Source organism: Pseudomonas sp. F-14 TE3623 (genome assembly GCF_053629015.1).
The window spans coordinates 6,095,386-6,113,838 of record NZ_JBRJHM010000001.1; the positions used below are offsets into that span (position 1 = coordinate 6,095,386).

Here is an 18,453-nt window from a genome sequence, read left to right on the forward strand (position 1 = left end):
TGTGGGAGCGGGTTTGCTCGCGAAAGCGGTCTGTCACTCACCGCCATTCAAGGGCTGTAATACCCCACCGCCACCAGAAAATGCCCGACCTTTTTCAGGTAGGCATGCTTGTCTTCCACTTTGCCAGTCACAGGGTTTTTCCAGCGGTATTCGTATTCGCCGTCATCCTGTTTGGCCATCAGCGCCAGAATCGGCTCGCCCACCGGTTTGCCTTCCGGGTCCTTGATCTTGCCGAAGTCGGTATTGATCAGTCGCAGATTGGTGCCGTGGGCGACATAACGCTGGGTATCCAGGTCGACGACAAACACGTACAGGTCATCCTGCAAGTAACCGCCCTTGAGGGAGTTGATCGCTGTGAGCGTGCCCTTTTCGTTTTTGGCCAGATCGACCGCTGCTTTATCGAGCAACGCTTGCGCCTGTTGCGGCGAGGCTCGTGGCAGATAGTAACCGACCGCCAGAATCCGCTGGCCGATGCGCTGATAGAATACATGCTTACGTTCAACCTTACCGTCGGCCCAGTTCTGCCAGCGGTATTCGGCTTGCTGAATGCCGTTGCCCTCCGGCACTTTCAAGGCGTCCTTGAAGGCTTTTTGCACCTCCGGTCCGAGTACCTCGGACACATCACGACCGATCAACGCCGAAGATGGTCCGCCGCTGGCGAGCATCACGCCCTTGGTGTCGACCACGAAGACATAGCGATCCTTGTCGACAAACTCGCCCTGACGGCTGAACGCCGCGAAAGCCTTGTCACCCTGCTCGTGGTAATAGGCCAGGGCTTTTTCCAGCAAGGCTTTGGCGGCCTGGCTGTCATCCTTTTCCGTCGTGGCGGCGTGAATCGGCCCCAGGCACAGTAAAAGCAACCCGCCCAGCCAGGCAAACTTGTGAAGAACCCCCATCGCGTATTCCCCGTTCTTGTTAGTGTTTCAAGAGCGTAGACGGCTTGGGGCTATGTATGAATATTCAGGAAACGGTGGGAAGGTCTGTGCTTTGAAGAGGCTTTGTGTGGCCAGGGGACTCTCTTTAGGGAGGGGCTTTTTGTGGCGAGGGGGCTTGCCCCCGTTCGGCTGCGCAGCAGTCGTAAAACCTGAGCATGCGGTGCAGCTGGAAGAATGTAGGGGAGCGCTTCGCACTCCAACGGGGCGATGCGGCGTTCCGACAAGCCCCCTCGCCACAAAAAGCCCCTAGCCACAGCAAGCCCCTAACCACAAAACCCATTCTACAAAAGCCCCACTCCACAGGCCCCATCACTGCATCGGGCTATTGAGACCGGGTGCGCAGTTGTTGCTGCAGATTCTGAATCTGCGCCTGCAGGGTGTTGATGTTGCGGGTGACCTGGCCGCGGAAGGCGTCGAACTCGGCGGTGTTGGTGCCACCTTGTGCGGCGGCCGGGCGGTTGTCCTGTTGGCTTTTGAGCACGATCATGTCTTGCTCCAGGCGTTCGATGGCGGCGCTCGGGTTGCTTTGTTTCTTCAGCGCGACGATGTCAGCGCCCAGGCTTTTGAGTTGGGCGTCGAATTTGCTGGTATCGTCCGACGCGTTCTTCAACGCGGCCAGTTCACCGCTCAAGGCTTTGACCTGAGCCTGCAACTGAGCATTGGCGGTTTGTTGTTCGGTGGCTTGCGCGGTCATTTGCGCCAGGCGCTTGTCCAGATCGGAGGTCTGGCCGAGTACGCCTTGCTGCTGCTTGCTCTGATCCTGAAGCTTGCTTTCCAGCTGTTTGCTCTGGTCCTGTAGTTTGCTTTCGAGCTGTTTGATTTGCAGCTTCAACGCTTCACTGCCAGTGCTGACGTTGGACTGGCTGGCCACGACCTTGCCGGAAATGTCCTGCAAGCGCCCCGCCGCTTCCTCACTGATGCGCGCAAAACTTTCCTGGGTCGCCACCAGTTGCTGTTCCATCAGCGAGATCTGCTGAAAACTCCACCAGGCAAGGCCGGCGAAGGCAAAGAACAACGCGCCGACCAATGCCCACAGAGGGCCAGTGCTCGGGCCTTTGACCTTGACCACCGGTGTGGTGCGCGAATGCACGGCAGTGCGAGCGGTGGTCGGAAAATCATCGTCATCGAGGCTGTCGGCGCGCAGGCTCGGGACATCGTCGAAGTCGTCGTTGGCATCGTTACGCATGGGCATTAGGGTCAACCTTTGTGGAACGCGGTGATGGCTTGATGCGGCGAAGTATAACCCCCGCTGCCGCACCGGTTGACCCTGAACCCCGAACTCGGTTCAGTAAGGGGTCACCCTTGTGTGTCAGCGAATGTCCTGAGCCTTCCACCAGCCGCAGAATTCATCGAGGGCGGTCCAGAGGCTGACTTTCGGATCGTAGTCCAGATAATGCCGTGCGCGACTGATGTCCAGGGTGAAGTTTTTGTTCATGACCTGCATGCCCAGCCGCGATAGCGTCGGCTCGGGACGACCTGGCCACAGCTTGCACACACCCTCGTTGAGCGCGGCAAGGCTGTAGGCCAAACCGTAGGAACGGTAGCGGGTAACCTGTGGGACATCCATTTGGCGCATCACGTAATTGACCACATCCCACAATGGAACCGGTGCTCCGTTGCTGATGTTGTAGGCCTTGCCCAGAGCCGAACCGCTGGCCTGCAAGCTGCTGAGCAACGCTTCATTGAGGTTTTGCACGCTGGTGAAATCGACCTTGTTCAGGCCGTTGCCGATAATTGCCAAGCGCCCTTTGCGCTGCATCTTCAGCAGTCTGGGGAAAATGCTCATGTCGCCGGCACCCGTCACGAAGCGCGGGCGCAGGGCCAGGGTTTCGAGGCCGAATTCCTGCGCACCGAAAACTTTTTGCTCAGCCAGGTATTTGGTCGCGGCATAGGGATGTTTGAAGCGCTTGGGCACCTGCTCTTCAGTCAACCCCAGATGATCGCGGCCATCGAAGTAGATCGACGGCGACGACAAGTGCACCAGACGCCGGACCCGCTGTTTCAGACAGGCCTCGACCACGTTCTCGGTGACTTCGACGTTGCCTTGATGAAAGTCCTGATACCGCCCCCACAAACCGACAGCGCCGGCGCAATGCACCACGGCTTCAACGTCTGAACACAGGTCGCGTGCCAGTTGCGGGTCGCTCAAGTCGCCCTGAATGAACTCGGCGCCACGGCGCACCAGATGCTCGACGCTTTCGGCCCGGCGACCGTTGACCCGCACGTCCAGGCCCTGCTCCAGGGCGAAACGCGCAAAGCGTCCGCCAATGAAGCCGCTTGCGCCGGTGACCAGAATCTTCATGAATTGCTCCGAATATTTCGTTTTGCGTTTTGCGCTTTGCATATTGCGTAGGGCGTAGGGCGTGAGGTCTTGACGCTGCCCGTCAGTCCAACGGCACCAGCCATTGCTTCGACGAGCGCACCAATTGATCGGTGAGTAACCCCAAAAGCTGACCGCCATTGCGCCAATGATGCCAGTACAGCGGCACATCGATCGGCTTATCTGGCAAAAGCTCCTGCAATTGGCCGCGTTCCAGTTGCTCGCGCACCTGCAATTCAGGCACCAGGCCCCAGCCAAGCCCTGCTTCGGTGAGACGAAGAAAGCCTTCGGACGATGGGCATAAATGGTGTTCGAAACCGCCATCCACACCGAGGGATGCGAGGTAGCGATGCTGTAGAAAATCATCCGGGCCAAACACCAGGGCCGGGGTTTTGGCCAATTGATCGGCGCGCACACCTTCGGGAAAATGCCGGGCAATGAACGCCGGGCTCGCCATCGCACGGTAGCGCATCGCCCCCAACAGAACGCTGCGCGCACCAGCCACTGGCCGCTCACTGGCACAGACACACCCCGCCACTTCGCCTGCGCGCATGCGTTTGAGGCCGACGGTCTGGTCTTCTACCACCAAGTCGAGCAACAGATGTTGTTCCGCGCAAAAGTCCCCCACCGCCTCGGCCCACCAAGTGGCAAGGCTGTCGGCATTCAGAGCGATACGCAGGCGTTCTGGCAGGCCTTCTTCGTCCAGCGCCGGGACCAACGTTTGTAGATCGCGCTCAAGTAATCGCACCTGCTGCACATGGTTAAGCAATCGCCGGCCAATCTCCGTCGGCGCCGGGGGTGTGACCCGCACCAGCACCGGTTGGCCGACCCGTGCCTCCAGCAGTTTGATCCGTTGGGAGATGGCCGATTGGGACAAACCCAACACCTGCGCGGCGCGTTCGAATCCGGCCTGTTCGATCACGGTGGCGAGCGCGGAAAGTAATTTGTAGTCGAACATCAGTTCTCCTAATGGGCGATCAGGACTATTGGTTTTTCTTATACAGCCTTCAACCGGAGAATGGCCAGCAAGAACTCTTGAACAAGGATCACCGACATGGCTGGCGAAACGTCATTGGCAACCCTGCTGCGCAGCATGAGCCCGCAACTCAACGACGGCGAATACGTGTTCTGCACGTTGCGCAACGGCAAGTTGCCCACCGGCCTTGAGATTGTCGGCAGTTTTCGTGAACGGGAAGGCCTGACGGTGATTCTGGAACGTTCCCACGCTGAGAAGGCCGGTTTCAGCTTCGATTACGTCGCCGCCTGGATCACCTTGAACGTGCACTCAGCCCTCGAAGCCGTCGGCCTGACCGCCGCGTTCGCCACGGCACTGGGCAAGGCCGGCATCAGTTGCAACGTGATCGCCGGGTATTACCACGACCATTTGTTCGTCGGCCAGGCCGATGCCGAACGCGCCCTGCAGGTACTGCGGGATCTGGCGTCCAACGCGGAGTAATACATATGTGGCAAAGCTATGTGAACGGCCTGTTGGTGGCCGCGGGGCTGATTATGGCAATCGGCACCCAGAATGCATTTGTGTTGGCGCAGAGCCTTCGGCGTGAACATCACCTGCCGGTGGCGGCGCTTTGCGTGACCTGCGATGCGTTGCTGGTGGCCGCCGGAGTGTTCGGGCTGGCGACAGTGCTGGCGCAAAACCCGACCCTGCTGGCCATCGCCCGTTGGGGTGGCGCGGCATTTTTGCTGTGGTACGGCAGCCTGGCGCTGCGTCGAGCCTGCTCGAAACAAAGCCTGCAACAGGGTGAAAATCAGACAGTACGCTCGCTGCGGGCGGTGCTGCTCAGTGCTTTGGCAGTGACACTGCTCAACCCGCATGTGTATCTGGACACCGTGTTGCTGATCGGCTCCCTCGGCGCTCAACAAACCGAGCCCGGCGCTTATGTGGTGGGCGCGGCCAGTGCGTCATTGCTGTGGTTTTTCACTTTAGCCCTTGGCGCGGCATGGCTGGCGCCGTGGCTGGCACGGCCGAGCACCTGGCGAATTCTCGACCTGTTGGTCGCCGTGATGATGTTCACCGTAGCGTTCCAGTTAATCAGCGCCGGGTGATTTATTCCAAAAGGCTCTGGAACCTCTATTCCACACAGTTGTTGCGTGGTTATGCCGCACCCCCGGTGCTATGATCCGATCCCTGCGCCGCAAAGAGTACAAACTCCCCGGCGCATGTCTGGCCGCCCGTGATCGGCCTTGCGCTCACCGCAACTGACCTGATTAGGAGAATCATCATGGCTTTCGAATTGCCGCCGCTGCCTTACGCACACGATGCCCTGCAGCCGCACATTTCAGAGGAAACTCTGCAATACCACCACGACAAGCACCACAACACCTATGTCGTGAACCTGAACAACCTGGTGCCAGGCACCGAGTTCGAAGGCAAGACCCTGGAAGAAATCGTCAAGACTTCCTCGGGCGGTATCTTCAACAACGCCGCTCAGGTCTGGAACCACACTTTCTACTGGAACTGCCTGGCGCCAAACGCCGGCGGTCAACCAACCGGCGCGCTGGCTGATGCCATCAACGCAGCGTTCGGTTCGTTCGACAAGTTCAAGGAAGAGTTCAGCAAAACCTCCATCGGTACCTTCGGTTCCGGTTGGGGCTGGCTGGTGAAAAAGGCTGACGGTTCCCTGGCCCTGGCCAGCACCATCGGCGCCGGCAACCCGCTGACCAGCGGCGACACCCCGCTGCTGACCTGCGACGTCTGGGAACACGCTTACTACATCGACTACCGCAACCTTCGTCCGAAATACGTCGAAGCGTTCTGGAACCTGGTCAACTGGAAATTCGTCGCTGAGCAGTTCGAAGGCAAAACCTTCACCGCTTAAGCTTCGCGCCAGTCAAAAAACCCGGCTTTTGCCGGGTTTTTTTATGGGCTGGGGAAATGGGTACATTCCTATAGCCGCCTTCGCGGTCAAGTCTCGCGCCTACAGTTGGAGGGAACATTCCCACAACGCGAGTGGCATTTGCCCTCTTGCCCCCACATCACAGCCGTCTAACATCAACCACAAGGAAAAATTGTCCCGTTCCCCTCAAGTTGAGGGCCTCAACAACCGACACAGTGCTAATAGGGCAAATACTCCAAACAACAGCATATCGGCCAAGCTACCGGCAAAATCCCCTGGGTTGGATTGTCCCTTTGACTGACATCACGGGATTGCCAATACTCATGGCAACTTGACGCTACCCGCACGGAACAAGGAATAACCCTTTGAAGCTGGAACTCAAGAACAGCTTGTCGGTGAAGTTGCTCCGGGTCGTGCTCCTGTCGGCATTGATCGTCGGCGTGGTCTTGAGCTGCGCGCAGATCGTTTTCGATGCCTATAAAACACGCCAGGCCGTGGCCAACGATGCTCAGCGCATCCTCGATATGTTCCGTGACCCCTCGACCCAGGCCGTCTACAGCCTGGACCGGGAAATGGGTATGCAGGTGATCGAAGGCCTGTTTCAGGACGACGCCGTGCGCATGGCCTCCATCGGCCATCCTAATGAAGCCATGCTTGCGCAAAAAACCCGTGAACTGCAGCACTCCAACAGCCGCTGGCTGACTGACCTGATCCTCGGCAACGAACGCACCTTCACCACCCAACTGGTGGGCCGCGGGCCCTACAGCGAGTACTACGGCGACCTGAGCATTACCCTCGACACGGCCACCTACGGCAAGGGCTTCATTGTCAGCTCGGTGATCATCTTCATCTCTGGCGTATTGCGCGCCCTGGCCATGGCTCTGGTGCTGTATCTGGTCTATCACTGGCTGCTGACCAAACCGCTGTCGCGGATTATCGAACACCTGACCGAAATCAACCCGGACCGACCCAGCGCCCACAAGATTCCGCAGCTCAAGGGGCATGAGAGAAACGAGTTGGGTGTCTGGATCAATACCGCCAACCAGTTGCTCGAATCCATCGAGCGCAATACTCACCTGCGCCACGAAGCAGAAAACAGCCTGCTGCGCATGGCCCAGTACGACTTCCTCACCGGTTTGCCGAACCGCCAGCAATTGCAGCAACAACTGGACAAAATCCTCGTCGACGCCGGCAAATTGCAGCGCCGGGTAGCGGTGCTGTGTGTCGGGCTCGATGATTTCAAAGGCATCAACGAACAGTTCAGCTATCAGACTGGCGACCAATTGCTGCTGGCCCTGGCCGATCGCCTGCGGGCTCACAGCGGTCGCCTCGGCGCCCTCGCCCGTTTGGGTGGCGACCAGTTCGCACTGGTCCAGGCCGACATCGAACAACCCTATGAAGCGGCCGAACTGGCCCAAAGCATTCTTGATGACCTGGAAGCGGCATTCGCCCTCGATCATCAGGAAATTCGCCTGCGCGCCACCATCGGCATCACCTTGTTCCCCGAGGACGGTGACAGCACCGAGAAGTTGCTGCAAAAAGCCGAGCAGACCATGACCCTGGCCAAGACTCGCTCGCGCAACCGCTATCAGTTCTATATCGCCAGCGTCGACACGGAAATGCGTCGGCGCCGCGAGCTGGAAAAAGACCTGCGCGATGCCTTGATCCGCGACCAGTTCTACCTCGTCTATCAACCGCAGATCAGTTACCGCGATCATCGCGTGGTGGGCGTCGAGGCGTTGATTCGCTGGCAGCATCCCGAACACGGGCTGGTGCCGCCGGACCTGTTTATCCCGCTGGCCGAGCAGAACGGCACCATCATCGCCATCGGCGAATGGGTGCTGGATCAGGCCTGCAAACAATTGCGCGAATGGCACGATCAGGGTTTCGACCTGCGCATGGCGGTGAACCTGTCCACCGTGCAATTGCATCACGCCGAATTGCCGCGGGTGGTCAATAACCTGCTGCAGATGTATCGCCTGCCACCGCGCAGCCTGGAGCTGGAAGTCACCGAAACCGGCCTGATGGAAGACATCAGCACCGCCGCCCAGCATCTGCTGAGCCTGCGTCGCTCCGGCGCGCTGATCGCCATTGACGACTTCGGCACCGGTTATTCATCACTGAGCTATTTGAAAAGCCTGCCGCTGGACAAGATCAAGATCGACAAGAGCTTCGTTCAGGACCTGCTCGATGACGACGACGATGCGACCATCGTTCGCGCCATCATCCAGCTGGGCAAGAGCCTGGGCATGCAGGTGATCGCCGAAGGGGTGGAAACCGCCGAGCAAGAGGCCTACATCATCTCCGAAGGCTGCCACGAAGGTCAGGGTTATCACTACAGCAAACCACTGCCGGCGCGGGAATTGAGCGCCTACCTCAAGCAAGCCCAGCGCAGTAACGCGGCTATTTTGTAGAAGATCAAAAGATCGCAGCCTCGTTTCACTCGACAGCGCCTACATGAACCGCGTGCTTGTGTAGGGGCTGTCGAGTGAAACGAGGCTGCGATCTCTTGATCTATGACACAACTTCCGCGCGAATAAGAAATATTTACAAGCACAACCCTTTACACATAATGCGAAAGATTTGCATTATGTCGCAGTTTTGCGCGCCCTCCACGCGCGTCCATTAATCACCGAAGCAGGATGTTCGCCATGATTCGTATGCCTCTGGCCACCGCCAGTCTGCTGGCCATCGCTATTTCCCTCGCCGGTTGCGGCGAAGGCAAAGACAAGGCTGCCGCCCCACAAGCGCCGACCCCGGCCGCCAGCACCGCTGCCCCGGCTGCACCTGCTGCTACCGGTAAAGTCGATGAAGCCGCCGCCAAGGCTGTGGTTGCGCACTACGCCGACATCGTCTTCGCCGTTTACAGCGATGCCGAATCCACCGCGAAAACCCTGCAAACCGCCGTCGACGCATTCCTCGCCAAGCCGAACGCCGACACCCTGAAAGCCGCCAAGGCTGCCTGGGTCGCGGCCCGCGTGCCTTACCTGCAGAGCGAAGTGTTCCGCTTCGGCAACACCATCATCGACGACTGGGAAGGTCAGGTGAACGCCTGGCCACTGGACGAAGGCCTGATCGACTACGTCGACAAATCCTACGAACACGCATTGGGTAACCCGGGTGCCACCGCCAACATCATCGCCAACACTCAGGTTCAGGTCGGCGAAGACAAGGTCGACGTGAAAGACATCACCCCGGAAAAACTCGCCAGCCTGAACGAGCTGGGCGGTTCCGAGGCCAACGTCGCCACCGGCTACCACGCCATCGAATTCCTGCTCTGGGGCCAGGACCTGAACGGCACCGGCCCTGGCGCCGGCAACCGTCCTGCTTCCGACTTCCTGGAAGGCAAAGGCGCCACCGGCGGTCACAACGATCGTCGTCGCGCTTACCTGAAATCCGTGACCCAATTGCTGGTCAACGATCTGCAAGAAATGGTCGGTAACTGGAAGCCGAACGTGGCCGACAACTACCGCGCCACCCTGGAAGCGGAACCGGCTGAAACCGGCCTGCGCAAAATGCTGTTCGGCATGGGCAGCCTGTCCTTGGGCGAACTGGCGGGCGAGCGCATGAAGGTTTCCCTGGAAGCCAACTCCCCGGAAGACGAACAGGATTGCTTCAGCGACAACACCCACAACTCGCACTTCTACGATGCCAAAGGCGTGCGTAACGTGTACCTGGGCGAATACACCCGCGTCGATGGCACCAAAATGACCGGCGCCAGCCTGTCGTCGCTGGTCGCCAAAGCCGACCCGGCAGCCGACACCGCGCTGAAAGCCGACCTGGCTACCACCGAAGCCAAGCTTCAGGTCATGGTCGATCACGCCAACAAGGGTGAGCACTACGACCAACTGATCGCTGCGGGCAACACTGCTGGCAACCAGATCGTGCGCGACGCCATCGCCTCGCTGGTCAAGCAGACCGGTTCAATCGAAGCTGCCGCCGGCAAACTGGGCATCAGCGACCTGAACCCGGACAACGCTGATCACGAGTTCTGATCAACGCTGGCTGAATGAACAGAAAGGCGACCTTCGGGTCGCCTTTCTGTTAGCCCGAACGCAGATCAAAATGTGGGAGCGGGCTTGCTCGCGAAGGCGGACTGTCAGCCAACATCGATGTTGAATGTAAATCCGCTTTCGCGAGCAAGCCCGCTCCCACAGGGTCTTGCACTGAACCTGTGGGAGCGTGGCTTGCCCGCGATGGCCGCGACTCGGTCTCAAGTCAAATCCTGCCTCAGATCAACCAAACGATAATTCCTCTTATTCAAACTCCCCTGCCCTGTTAGACTTTGCGCCCTTGTTTTGCTCGTCTTGCAGGATGTCTGATGCCCTCGCTGCCTCTTCGCTTGTCTGCACTGTTGCTGGCCCTGGGTCTGAGTGCCTGCGATGACGCCCCCCGCTTTACCCAGGCCGAACCCGGTGAAGCCCGCTCCGGCGGCAGCGCAACGGTGCGCAAGACCGATCAGAACTCATTCTCCCTGCCCTCCGCCAATCTGCCACCGTCACGGCGCGTTGATTTCAGCGTCGGCAACAGTTTCTTTCGCAGCCCTTGGGTGATTGCCCCATCGACCACCACCGCCCGCGATGGCCTCGGCCCGTTGTTCAATACCAACGCCTGCCAGAACTGCCACATCAAGGACGGGCGCGGTCACCCGCCCGCGCCCGATGCACCGAATGCGGTGTCGATGCTGGTGCGTCTGTCGATCCCTGATGCGCCGGCCTACGCCAAAGTCATCGAACAACTGGGTGTGGTTCCGGAGCCGGTCTACGGCGGGCAGTTCCAGGACATGTCGGTACCCGGCGTCGTCCCGGAAGGCAAGGTGCGCGTCGATTACACCCCGGTCCCGGTGCGTTTCAAGGACGGCAGCGAAATCGAGTTGCGTAAGCCGACCCTGCAGATCACCCAACTCGGCTACGGCCCGATGCACCCCGACACGCGTTTCTCGGCGCGCATCGCACCACCGATGATTGGCCTGGGCTTGCTTGAAGCGATCCCCGACGAGGCCATTCTGGCCAACGCTGAGGCTCAGGCGCGCGAGAAGAACGGCATCGCCGGACGACCGAACCGGGTCTGGGACGACGCACAACAGAAAACCGTCCTCGGGCGATTTGGCTGGAAGGCCGGGCAACCGAACCTCAATCAACAAAACGTTCACGCGTTCTCTGGTGATATGGGCCTCACGACCAGCCTGAGAACCGTTGATGACTGCACCGACGCGCAAACCGCTTGCAAGCAGGCACCCAACGGCAATGGCCCGGATGGTGAGCCGGAAGTCAGCGATAACATCCTGCGTCTGGTGCTGTTCTACAGCCGTAACCTCGCGGTACCGGCCCGGCGCGATGTCGGCACGCCGCAAGTGCTGGCCGGCAAGAATCTGTTTTTCCAGGCGGGATGCCAGTCCTGCCACACCCCGAAATACACCACCGCCGCCAACGCCGCGGAACCTGAATTGGCCAATCAAGTGATTCGCCCTTACAGCGACCTGCTGCTGCATGACATGGGCGACGGACTGGCCGACAACCGCACCGAGTTCCAGGCCGGTGGCCGCGACTGGCGTACGCCGCCGTTGTGGGGCATCGGCTTGACGCAGGCAGTCAGCGGCCACACCCAGTTTTTGCATGACGGCCGCGCCCGTAACCTGCTCGAGGCCGTGCTCTGGCATGGCGGCGAGGCAAAGGCGGCGCAGCAACAGGTTATGTCTTTCAATGCCGAGCAGCGCGCGGCATTGCTGGCGTTTTTGAATTCCCTTTAATACGTTTTCCTTCAGCGGGAGCCCGACATGTTCCGTCCCAAATTGTTGTTCACCAGCCTTGCCGCCCTCGCCCTGGGCGCCTGTTCGCCTCAGGATCCGCAAGCGGTCACGTCGGCGGCCATCGCCAAGCAAGTAATCCTGCCGACCTACAGCCGCTGGGTCGAGGCCGACCGTCAATTGGCGGTCAGCGCCCTGGCGTTCTGCCAAGGCAAGGAAACCCTGGACACCGCCCGCGCCGACTTCCTGCACGCGCAGAAAGCCTGGGCCGAGTTGCAACCGCTGCTGATCGGGCCATTGGCCGAGGGCAACCGTTCGTGGCAGGTGCAGTTCTGGCCGGACAAGAAAAACCTCGTGGGCCGTCAGGTCGAGCAATTGGTGACCGCGCAACCGCAGATCGATGCCGCCGCCCTGACCAAGTCCAGCGTTGTGGTTCAGGGGCTCTCGGCCTATGAATACATCCTGTTCGACAGCAAGATCGACATGGCCGACAGCGCGCAGAAAGCCAAATACTGCCCACTGCTGACCGCCATTGGCGAACGCCAGAAGCAACTGGCCGAAGAGATCCTGTCAGGCTGGAATACCAACGACGGCATGCTCGCGCAGATGAGCAAGTTCCCCAACCAGCGCTACGCCGACTCCCACGAAGCGATCGCCGATCTGCTGCGCGTGCAAGTGACGGCGCTGGACACCCTGAAGAAAAAACTCGGCACGCCGATGGGCCGTCAGAGTAAGGGTACTCCACAGCCGTTCCAGGCCGATGCGTGGCGCAGCCAATCGTCGCTGCAAGGCCTGCAAGCGAGCCTGAGCGCGGCGCAAACCGTTTGGGTCGGTGTCGACAACAAAGGCTTGCGCGGTCTCTTGCCGAGCGAGCAGAAACCCTTGGCCGACAAGATCGACGCGGCCTATGCAACGTCCCTGAAATTGTTCGCCAGCAACCAGCGCTCGCTGACCGACATGCTCACCGACGATGCCGGGCGCCAGCAGCTCAACGCGATCTACGACAGCCTCAACGTTGTCCATCGCCTGCACGAAGGCGAACTGGCCAAGGCGCTGGGCATCCAACTGGGCTTCAACGCCAACGACGGTGACTGATGAGGGCAAGTGCCATGCTGCGACGCCAGGCTCTGACGTTAGGGAGTTTGCTGCTGGGTGCGGTGACACTGGGCGGCTGGACGCTGTTCAAGCAAAAGGACAAAAGCCCGCTGCTGCTCTCGGCGCGGGACGATGGTGACGGCAAGCATTACGCCGTCGGTTATCGGCTGGACGGTACCCGGGTGTTTGCCACCCAGGTCGGCCAGCGTTGCCACGACATCATCAACCACCCGACGCTGCCGATAGCGCTGTTCGTCGCTCGACGTCCCGGCACCGAGAGTTACCTGATCGATCTGCGCGACGGCACGTTGCTGCAAACCGTGGTGTCGCAGCCGAACCGGCACTTCTACGGTCACGCGGTGATTCATCAGAGCGGCGACTGGTTGTACGCCACCGAAAACGACACCTCCGATCCGGGCCGTGGCCTGCTCGGTGTGTATAAGTTCGAAGGTGAGCGACTGGTGCACAGCGGCGAGCTTTCCACCCACGGTGTCGGCCCGCATCAGGTGTCGTGGATGCCCGATGGCGAGACGCTGATTGTGGCCAACGGTGGCATTCGCACCGAGGCCGAAAGCCGGGTCGAGATGAACCTCAACGCGATGGAACCGAGCCTGGTGTTGATGCAGCGCGATGGCACATTGTTGAGCAAGGAAACACTGGCCCAGCAGATGAACAGCGTGCGGCACTTGGGCGTCGCCAGCGATGGCACCATCGTCGCCGGCCAGCAGTTCATGGGCGCTGCCCACGAGTCATCGGAGCTGCTGGCGATCAAGCGGCCCGGCCAACCGTTCGTGGCGTTCCCGGTGCCCGAGCATCAGTTGCAGGCCATGGGGCATTACACCGCCAGCGTCGCCATACACAGTGAACTGCGTCTGGTCGCCCTGACCGCGCCGCGGGGCAACCGCTTTTTTATCTGGGACCTGGATAGCGGTGAAGTACGCCTGGATGCGCCACTTCCCGATTGCGCAGGTGTCGGGGCCGTGGCCGATGGTTTTGTCGTGACCTCCGGTCAAGGACGATGCCGGTACTACGATTGCCGCCAGACAACTCTTGTCGCAAAACCTCTGGAGTTGCCTGCCGGGCTCTGGGACAACCATCTTCATCTGATGGTTTAAAAGATCGCCGCCTGTGGCAGCTCCTACAGGGGAATGCGTACCTGCAGGAGCTGCCGCAGGCGGCGATCTTTTTCGTAAGATCACGCAAAAAACATCCATTGGAATCCCCCTCACACTCGGAGTAATGTTCCCGCCTGTCTCACCTGATTTTCTCCAAGGAACTGGAAATATGCTGCGTCGCCGCATGCTGATCATGTTGGGTGTTGTTCTGCTAATCGTGCTGGTCCTGGCCGGTTACAAAGCCTTCTCCATCTATACGATGATGCAGGGCTTCTCCGCGCCGAAACCGCCGATAAGCGTCGCCGTGGCCACCGCCACCGAACGTCCGTGGCAAAGCCGTTTGCCAACGGTCGGCACCCTCACGGCGCTGCAAGGGGTCGACCTGAGCCTGGAGATCGCCGGTACCGTCAAGGAGGTGCAGTTCGAGTCGGGGCAGAAGGTCAAGGCCGGTCAGCCAATCCTGCAACTCGATACCGCCGTTGAAACTGCCCTGCTGGCAACCGCTCAAGCCGACCTGGGACTGGCGCAACTGGATTACGGACGCGGCAGCCAATTGGTGGGCAGCCAGGCTATTTCCAAAGGCGAGTTCGACCGACTCTCGGCGGTGTTGCAAAAGAGCCGGGCCACGGTCAATCAACTCAAGGCGGCACTGGAAAGAAAACGCATCCTCGCTCCGTTCAGCGGGACCATCGGCATTCGTCAGGTAGACGTCGGCGACTACGTGGCCAGCGGCACGATGATCGCCACCCTGCAAGACCTCAGCAGCCTCTACGTCGACTTCTTTGTACCCGAACAGGCCGTGCCGAAAATCGCCCTTGGCCAACCGGTACAGGTCATTGTCTCAGCCTACCCGACAGAGCACTTCCCCGGCACCATCAGCGCGATCAACCCGAAAGTCGAGAACAGCACCCGCAACGTGATGGTACGCGCCACCCTGGCCAACCCCGATGGCAAGTTGCTGCCGGGAATGTTCGCCAGCCTGCAGGTGCTGTTGCCCGATCCGCAACCACGCATCGTCGTGCCGGAAAGCGCGATCACCTACACCCTTTATGGCAACTCGCTGTACGTCGTTGCGCAGAAAAAGGCCGAAGACGGCAGCCTCGAAAAAGACGACAAGGGTGAGCCGATTCTGATCGCCGAGCGGCGCTTCATCGAAACCGGTGAGCGCCGCGACGCAATGGTCATGATCACCAAAGGCGTGCAGAACGGCGAAAAAGTGGTCACGGGGGGCCAGATCAAACTGGACCACGGCGCGCACATTGCCATCAGCGACGACAAGACCCTAGCCGAGAAGAGCAGTCAGCCGCGCGCTGACTGATCAAGGAATCCCCATGGCTTTTACCGACCCGTTCATCCGCCGCCCGGTGCTCGCCACCGTGGTCAGCCTGTTGATTGTGCTGCTGGGCTTCCAGGCCTGGAGCAAATTGCCGCTGCGCCAATACCCGCAAATGGAAAACGCCCTGATCACGGTGACCACCGCTTACCCCGGGGCCAACGCCGAAACCATCCAGGGTTACATCACCCAACCGATGCAGCAGAGCCTGGCCAGTGCCGAAGGCATCGACTACATGACCTCGGTCAGTCGCCAGAACTTCTCGGTGATCTCGATCTACGCGCGCATCGGCTCCAACAGCGACCGCTTGTTCACCGAACTGCTGGCCAAGGCCAACGAGGTCAAGAACCAGCTGCCCCAAGACGCCGAAGACCCGGTGCTGAGCAAGGAAGCTGCCGACGCTTCAGCGCTGATGTACATCAGTTTCTTCAGCGACGAGCTGAGCAATCCGCAGATCACCGATTACCTGTCACGGGTCATCCAGCCGAAACTGGCGACCCTGCCGGGCATGGCCGAAGCCGAGATTCTCGGCAACCAGGTGTTCGCCATGCGCCTATGGCTGGACCCGGTGAAACTCGCCGGTTTCGGCCTGAGCGCCAGCGACGTGACCAATGCCGTGCGCCAGTACAACTTCCTCTCCGCCGCCGGCGAAGTGAAAGGCGAGTATGTGGTCACCAGTATCAACGCCAACACCGAACTCAAATCCGCCGAGGCCTTTGGCGCGATCCCGCTCAAGGTAGAGGGCGACAGTCGCGTACTGCTGCGGGACGTGGCGCGGGTCGAGATGGGCGCGGAGAACTACAACACCATCAGTTCCTTCGGCGGCACGCCCTCGGTGTACATCGGCATCAAGGCTACCCCAGGCGCCAACCCGCTGGACGTGATCAGGGAAGTGCGCAAGATCATGCCAGAGCTGGAAGCCCAGCTGCCGCCGAACCTGAAAGGTGAAATCGCCTACGACGCCACGCTGTTTATCCAGGCCTCCATCGACGAAGTGGTGAAAACCCTGTTCGAAGCGGTGCTGATCGTGATCGTGGTGGTGTTCCTGTTCCTCGGCGCCCTGCGCTCGGTGGTGATCCCGGTGGTCACCATTCCGCTGTCGATGATCGGCGTGATGTTCTTCATGCAGATGATGGGCTACTCGATCAATCTGCTGACCTTGCTGGCGATGGTATTGGCCATCGGGCTGGTGGTGGACGACGCCATCGTGGTGGTGGAAAACATCCATCGGCACGTTGAAGAAGGCAAGACACCGCTGGATGCCGCGCTTGAAGGCGCTGCCGAAATCGCCATGCCAGTGGTGTCGATGACCATTACCCTGGCGGCGGTCTATGCGCCGATCGGCTTCCTGACCGGCCTGACGGGGGCGCTATTCAAGGAGTTCGCCCTGACCCTGGCCGGGGCGGTGGTGATTTCCGGCGTCGTAGCCCTGACGCTGTCGCCGATGATGTGCGCCCTGCTGTTGCGCCACGATGAAAACCCTACCGGCCTTGCCCATCGCCTGGACGTGATCTTCGAAGGCCTCAAGCGCCGTTACCAGAGTGTGCTTCATGGCACCCTCAACACCCGGCCGGTGGTGCTGGTGTTCGCGGTGATCGTGCTCTGCCTGATTCCGGTGCTGCTCAAATTCACCCAGTCGGAACTGGCGCCGGACGAGGACCAGGGCGTCATCTTCATGATGGCCAGTGCCCCGCAACCGGCCAACCTCGACTACCTGAACACCTACACCGACGAGTTCCTCGCGATTTTCAAGGAGTTCCCCGAGTATTACTCCTCGTTCCAGATCAACGGTTTCAACGGCGTGCAATCGGGGATCGGCGGCTTCCTGCTCAAACCCTGGAACGAACGCGACCGGACACAGATGCAGATCCTGCCCGAGGTCCAAAGCAAGCTGGAGAACATTCCCGGATTGCAAATCTTCGGCTTCAATCTGCCTTCCCTGCCGGGCACCGGCGAAGGTTTGCCATTTCAATTCGTGATCAACTCGGCCAACACTTATGAGTCATTGTTGGAAGTGATGGATCGGGTGAAAAAAAGAGCGATGGAGTCCGGCAAGTTTGCCTTTGTCGACGTCGACCTGGCCTTCGACAAGCCTGAAGTCGTGGTGGATATCGATCGCGCCAAGGCTGCACAGATGGGTGTATCAATGCAGGACCTGGGCGGCACCCTCGCAACGTTGCTGGGTGAAGCGGAGATCAACCGTTTCACCATCGAAGGCCGCAGCTACAAAGTCATTGCGCAGGTGGAACGACCCTTCCGGGATAACCCCGACTGGCTGAACCATTACTACGTCAAGAACACCAAGGGCGAATTGCTGCCCCTATCGACCCTGATCACCGTGACCGACCGGGCGCGACCTCGTCAGTTGAACCAGTTCCAGCAACTCAATTCGGCGATTCTTTCCGGGGTCCCGCTGGTCAGCATGGGTGAAGCCATCGACATCGTGCGCCAGATCGCCCGGGAAGAAGCGCCGGCGGGTTATGCCGTCGACTATGCCGGTGCGTCACGGCAATACGTTCAGGAAGGCAGCGCGCTGTGGGTCACCTTTGCCCTGGCGCTGGCGATCATCTTCCTGGTGCTGGCGGCCCAGTTCGAAAGCTTCCGCGACCCACTGGTGATTCTGGTGACCGTGCCGCTGTCGATCTGCGGCGCGTTGATCCCGCTGTTCCTTGGCTGGTCGAGCATGAACATCTATACCCAGGTGGGATTGGTGACGTTGATCGGGCTGATCAGCAAGCACGGGATTCTGATCGTTCAGTTCGCCAACCAGTTACGCAACGAGAAGGGGCTGTCGCCTCGCGAAGCGGTGGAGGAAGCGGCGGCCATTCGCCTGCGTCCGGTGTTGATGACCACGGCGGCGATGGTGTTCGGCATGGTGCCGTTGATCATCGCCACGGGCGCGGGGGCGGTCAGCCGGTTCGACATCGGCACGGTGATCGCGACGGGGATGTCGATCGGGACGCTGTTCACTTTGTTCGTGTTGCCGTGCATCTACACGTTGCTGGCCAAGCCTGATAAGCCCTGAAGAACACAACATATCCCTGTGGGAGCGAG

General features: G+C 60.0%; 14 protein-coding genes. 10 read left to right on the forward strand and 4 right to left on the reverse strand.

All coding sequences use genetic code 11. From position 1 onward, the window contains the following. Positions 1-47: 47 nt before the first annotated feature. The 4 genes from AB7M29_RS28230 to AB7M29_RS28245 form a co-directional block, all read right to left on the reverse strand. Positions 48-896 carry a cache domain-containing protein gene (locus AB7M29_RS28230; protein ID WP_448725052.1) on the reverse strand — a complete coding sequence of 283 codons (849 nt, stop codon included), beginning with the start codon at positions 894-896 and terminating at the stop codon, positions 48-50. A gap of 361 nt (positions 897-1,257) precedes the next feature. After that, entirely contained in the window at positions 1,258-2,127 is an 870-nt protein-coding gene (locus AB7M29_RS28235) for an ATPase (RefSeq protein ID WP_454248499.1), read from the reverse strand. A 117-nt stretch (positions 2,128-2,244) separates the two neighbouring features. Next, on the reverse strand, positions 2,245-3,237 hold the full coding sequence (locus tag AB7M29_RS28240; protein WP_217854310.1) for an NAD-dependent epimerase/dehydratase family protein: 993 nt from the start codon (positions 3,235-3,237) through the stop codon (positions 2,245-2,247). A gap of 82 nt (positions 3,238-3,319) precedes the next feature. Beyond that, positions 3,320-4,213, reverse strand: a complete 894-nt coding sequence (locus AB7M29_RS28245; protein ID WP_454248500.1) for a LysR family transcriptional regulator ArgP — start codon at positions 4,211-4,213, stop codon at positions 3,320-3,322. Between the two features lie 96 nt (positions 4,214-4,309). Between AB7M29_RS28245 and AB7M29_RS28250 the strand changes: the two genes are divergently transcribed. From AB7M29_RS28250 to AB7M29_RS28295, 10 genes are all read left to right on the forward strand, one after another. Further along, complete coding sequence (locus AB7M29_RS28250) at positions 4,310-4,711, forward strand: ACT domain-containing protein (RefSeq protein ID WP_217854311.1); 402 nt, start codon at positions 4,310-4,312, stop codon at positions 4,709-4,711. Between the two features lie 5 nt (positions 4,712-4,716). Next, complete coding sequence (locus AB7M29_RS28255) at positions 4,717-5,319, forward strand: LysE/ArgO family amino acid transporter (protein WP_008069553.1); 603 nt, start codon at positions 4,717-4,719, stop codon at positions 5,317-5,319. A 176-nt stretch (positions 5,320-5,495) separates the two neighbouring features. Next, complete coding sequence (locus tag AB7M29_RS28260; RefSeq protein WP_007898423.1) at positions 5,496-6,092, forward strand: superoxide dismutase; 597 nt, start codon at positions 5,496-5,498, stop codon at positions 6,090-6,092. Positions 6,093-6,475: 383 nt separating this feature from the next. After that, on the forward strand, positions 6,476-8,524 hold the full coding sequence (locus tag AB7M29_RS28265) for a putative bifunctional diguanylate cyclase/phosphodiesterase (RefSeq protein ID WP_123719333.1): 2,049 nt from the start codon (positions 6,476-6,478) through the stop codon (positions 8,522-8,524). A gap of 237 nt (positions 8,525-8,761) precedes the next feature. Further along, positions 8,762-10,105 (forward strand): imelysin family protein, encoded by a 1,344-nt coding sequence (locus tag AB7M29_RS28270; RefSeq protein ID WP_454248501.1) that lies wholly within the window; start codon positions 8,762-8,764, stop codon positions 10,103-10,105. A 326-nt stretch (positions 10,106-10,431) separates the two neighbouring features. After that, positions 10,432-11,859 (forward strand): di-heme oxidoreductase family protein, encoded by a 1,428-nt coding sequence (locus AB7M29_RS28275; RefSeq protein ID WP_454248502.1) that lies wholly within the window; start codon positions 10,432-10,434, stop codon positions 11,857-11,859. A gap of 27 nt (positions 11,860-11,886) precedes the next feature. Then, positions 11,887-12,951 (forward strand): imelysin family protein, encoded by a 1,065-nt coding sequence (locus AB7M29_RS28280; RefSeq protein WP_217854314.1) that lies wholly within the window; start codon positions 11,887-11,889, stop codon positions 12,949-12,951. A gap of 14 nt (positions 12,952-12,965) precedes the next feature. Continuing rightward, positions 12,966-14,066: a DUF1513 domain-containing protein gene (locus tag AB7M29_RS28285; protein ID WP_217854315.1), complete on the forward strand. Its 1,101-nt coding sequence runs from the start codon at positions 12,966-12,968 to the stop codon at positions 14,064-14,066. Positions 14,067-14,235: 169 nt separating this feature from the next. Next, the gene (locus AB7M29_RS28290; RefSeq protein WP_217854316.1) at positions 14,236-15,384 is read left to right on the forward strand and encodes an efflux RND transporter periplasmic adaptor subunit; all 1,149 of its coding nucleotides are present in this window, start codon (positions 14,236-14,238) and stop codon (positions 15,382-15,384) included. Positions 15,385-15,397: 13 nt separating this feature from the next. Further along, positions 15,398-18,424 carry a multidrug efflux RND transporter permease subunit gene (locus tag AB7M29_RS28295; protein WP_454248503.1) on the forward strand — a complete coding sequence of 1,009 codons (3,027 nt, stop codon included), beginning with the start codon at positions 15,398-15,400 and terminating at the stop codon, positions 18,422-18,424. The last annotated feature ends 29 nt before the right edge of the window (positions 18,425-18,453 follow it).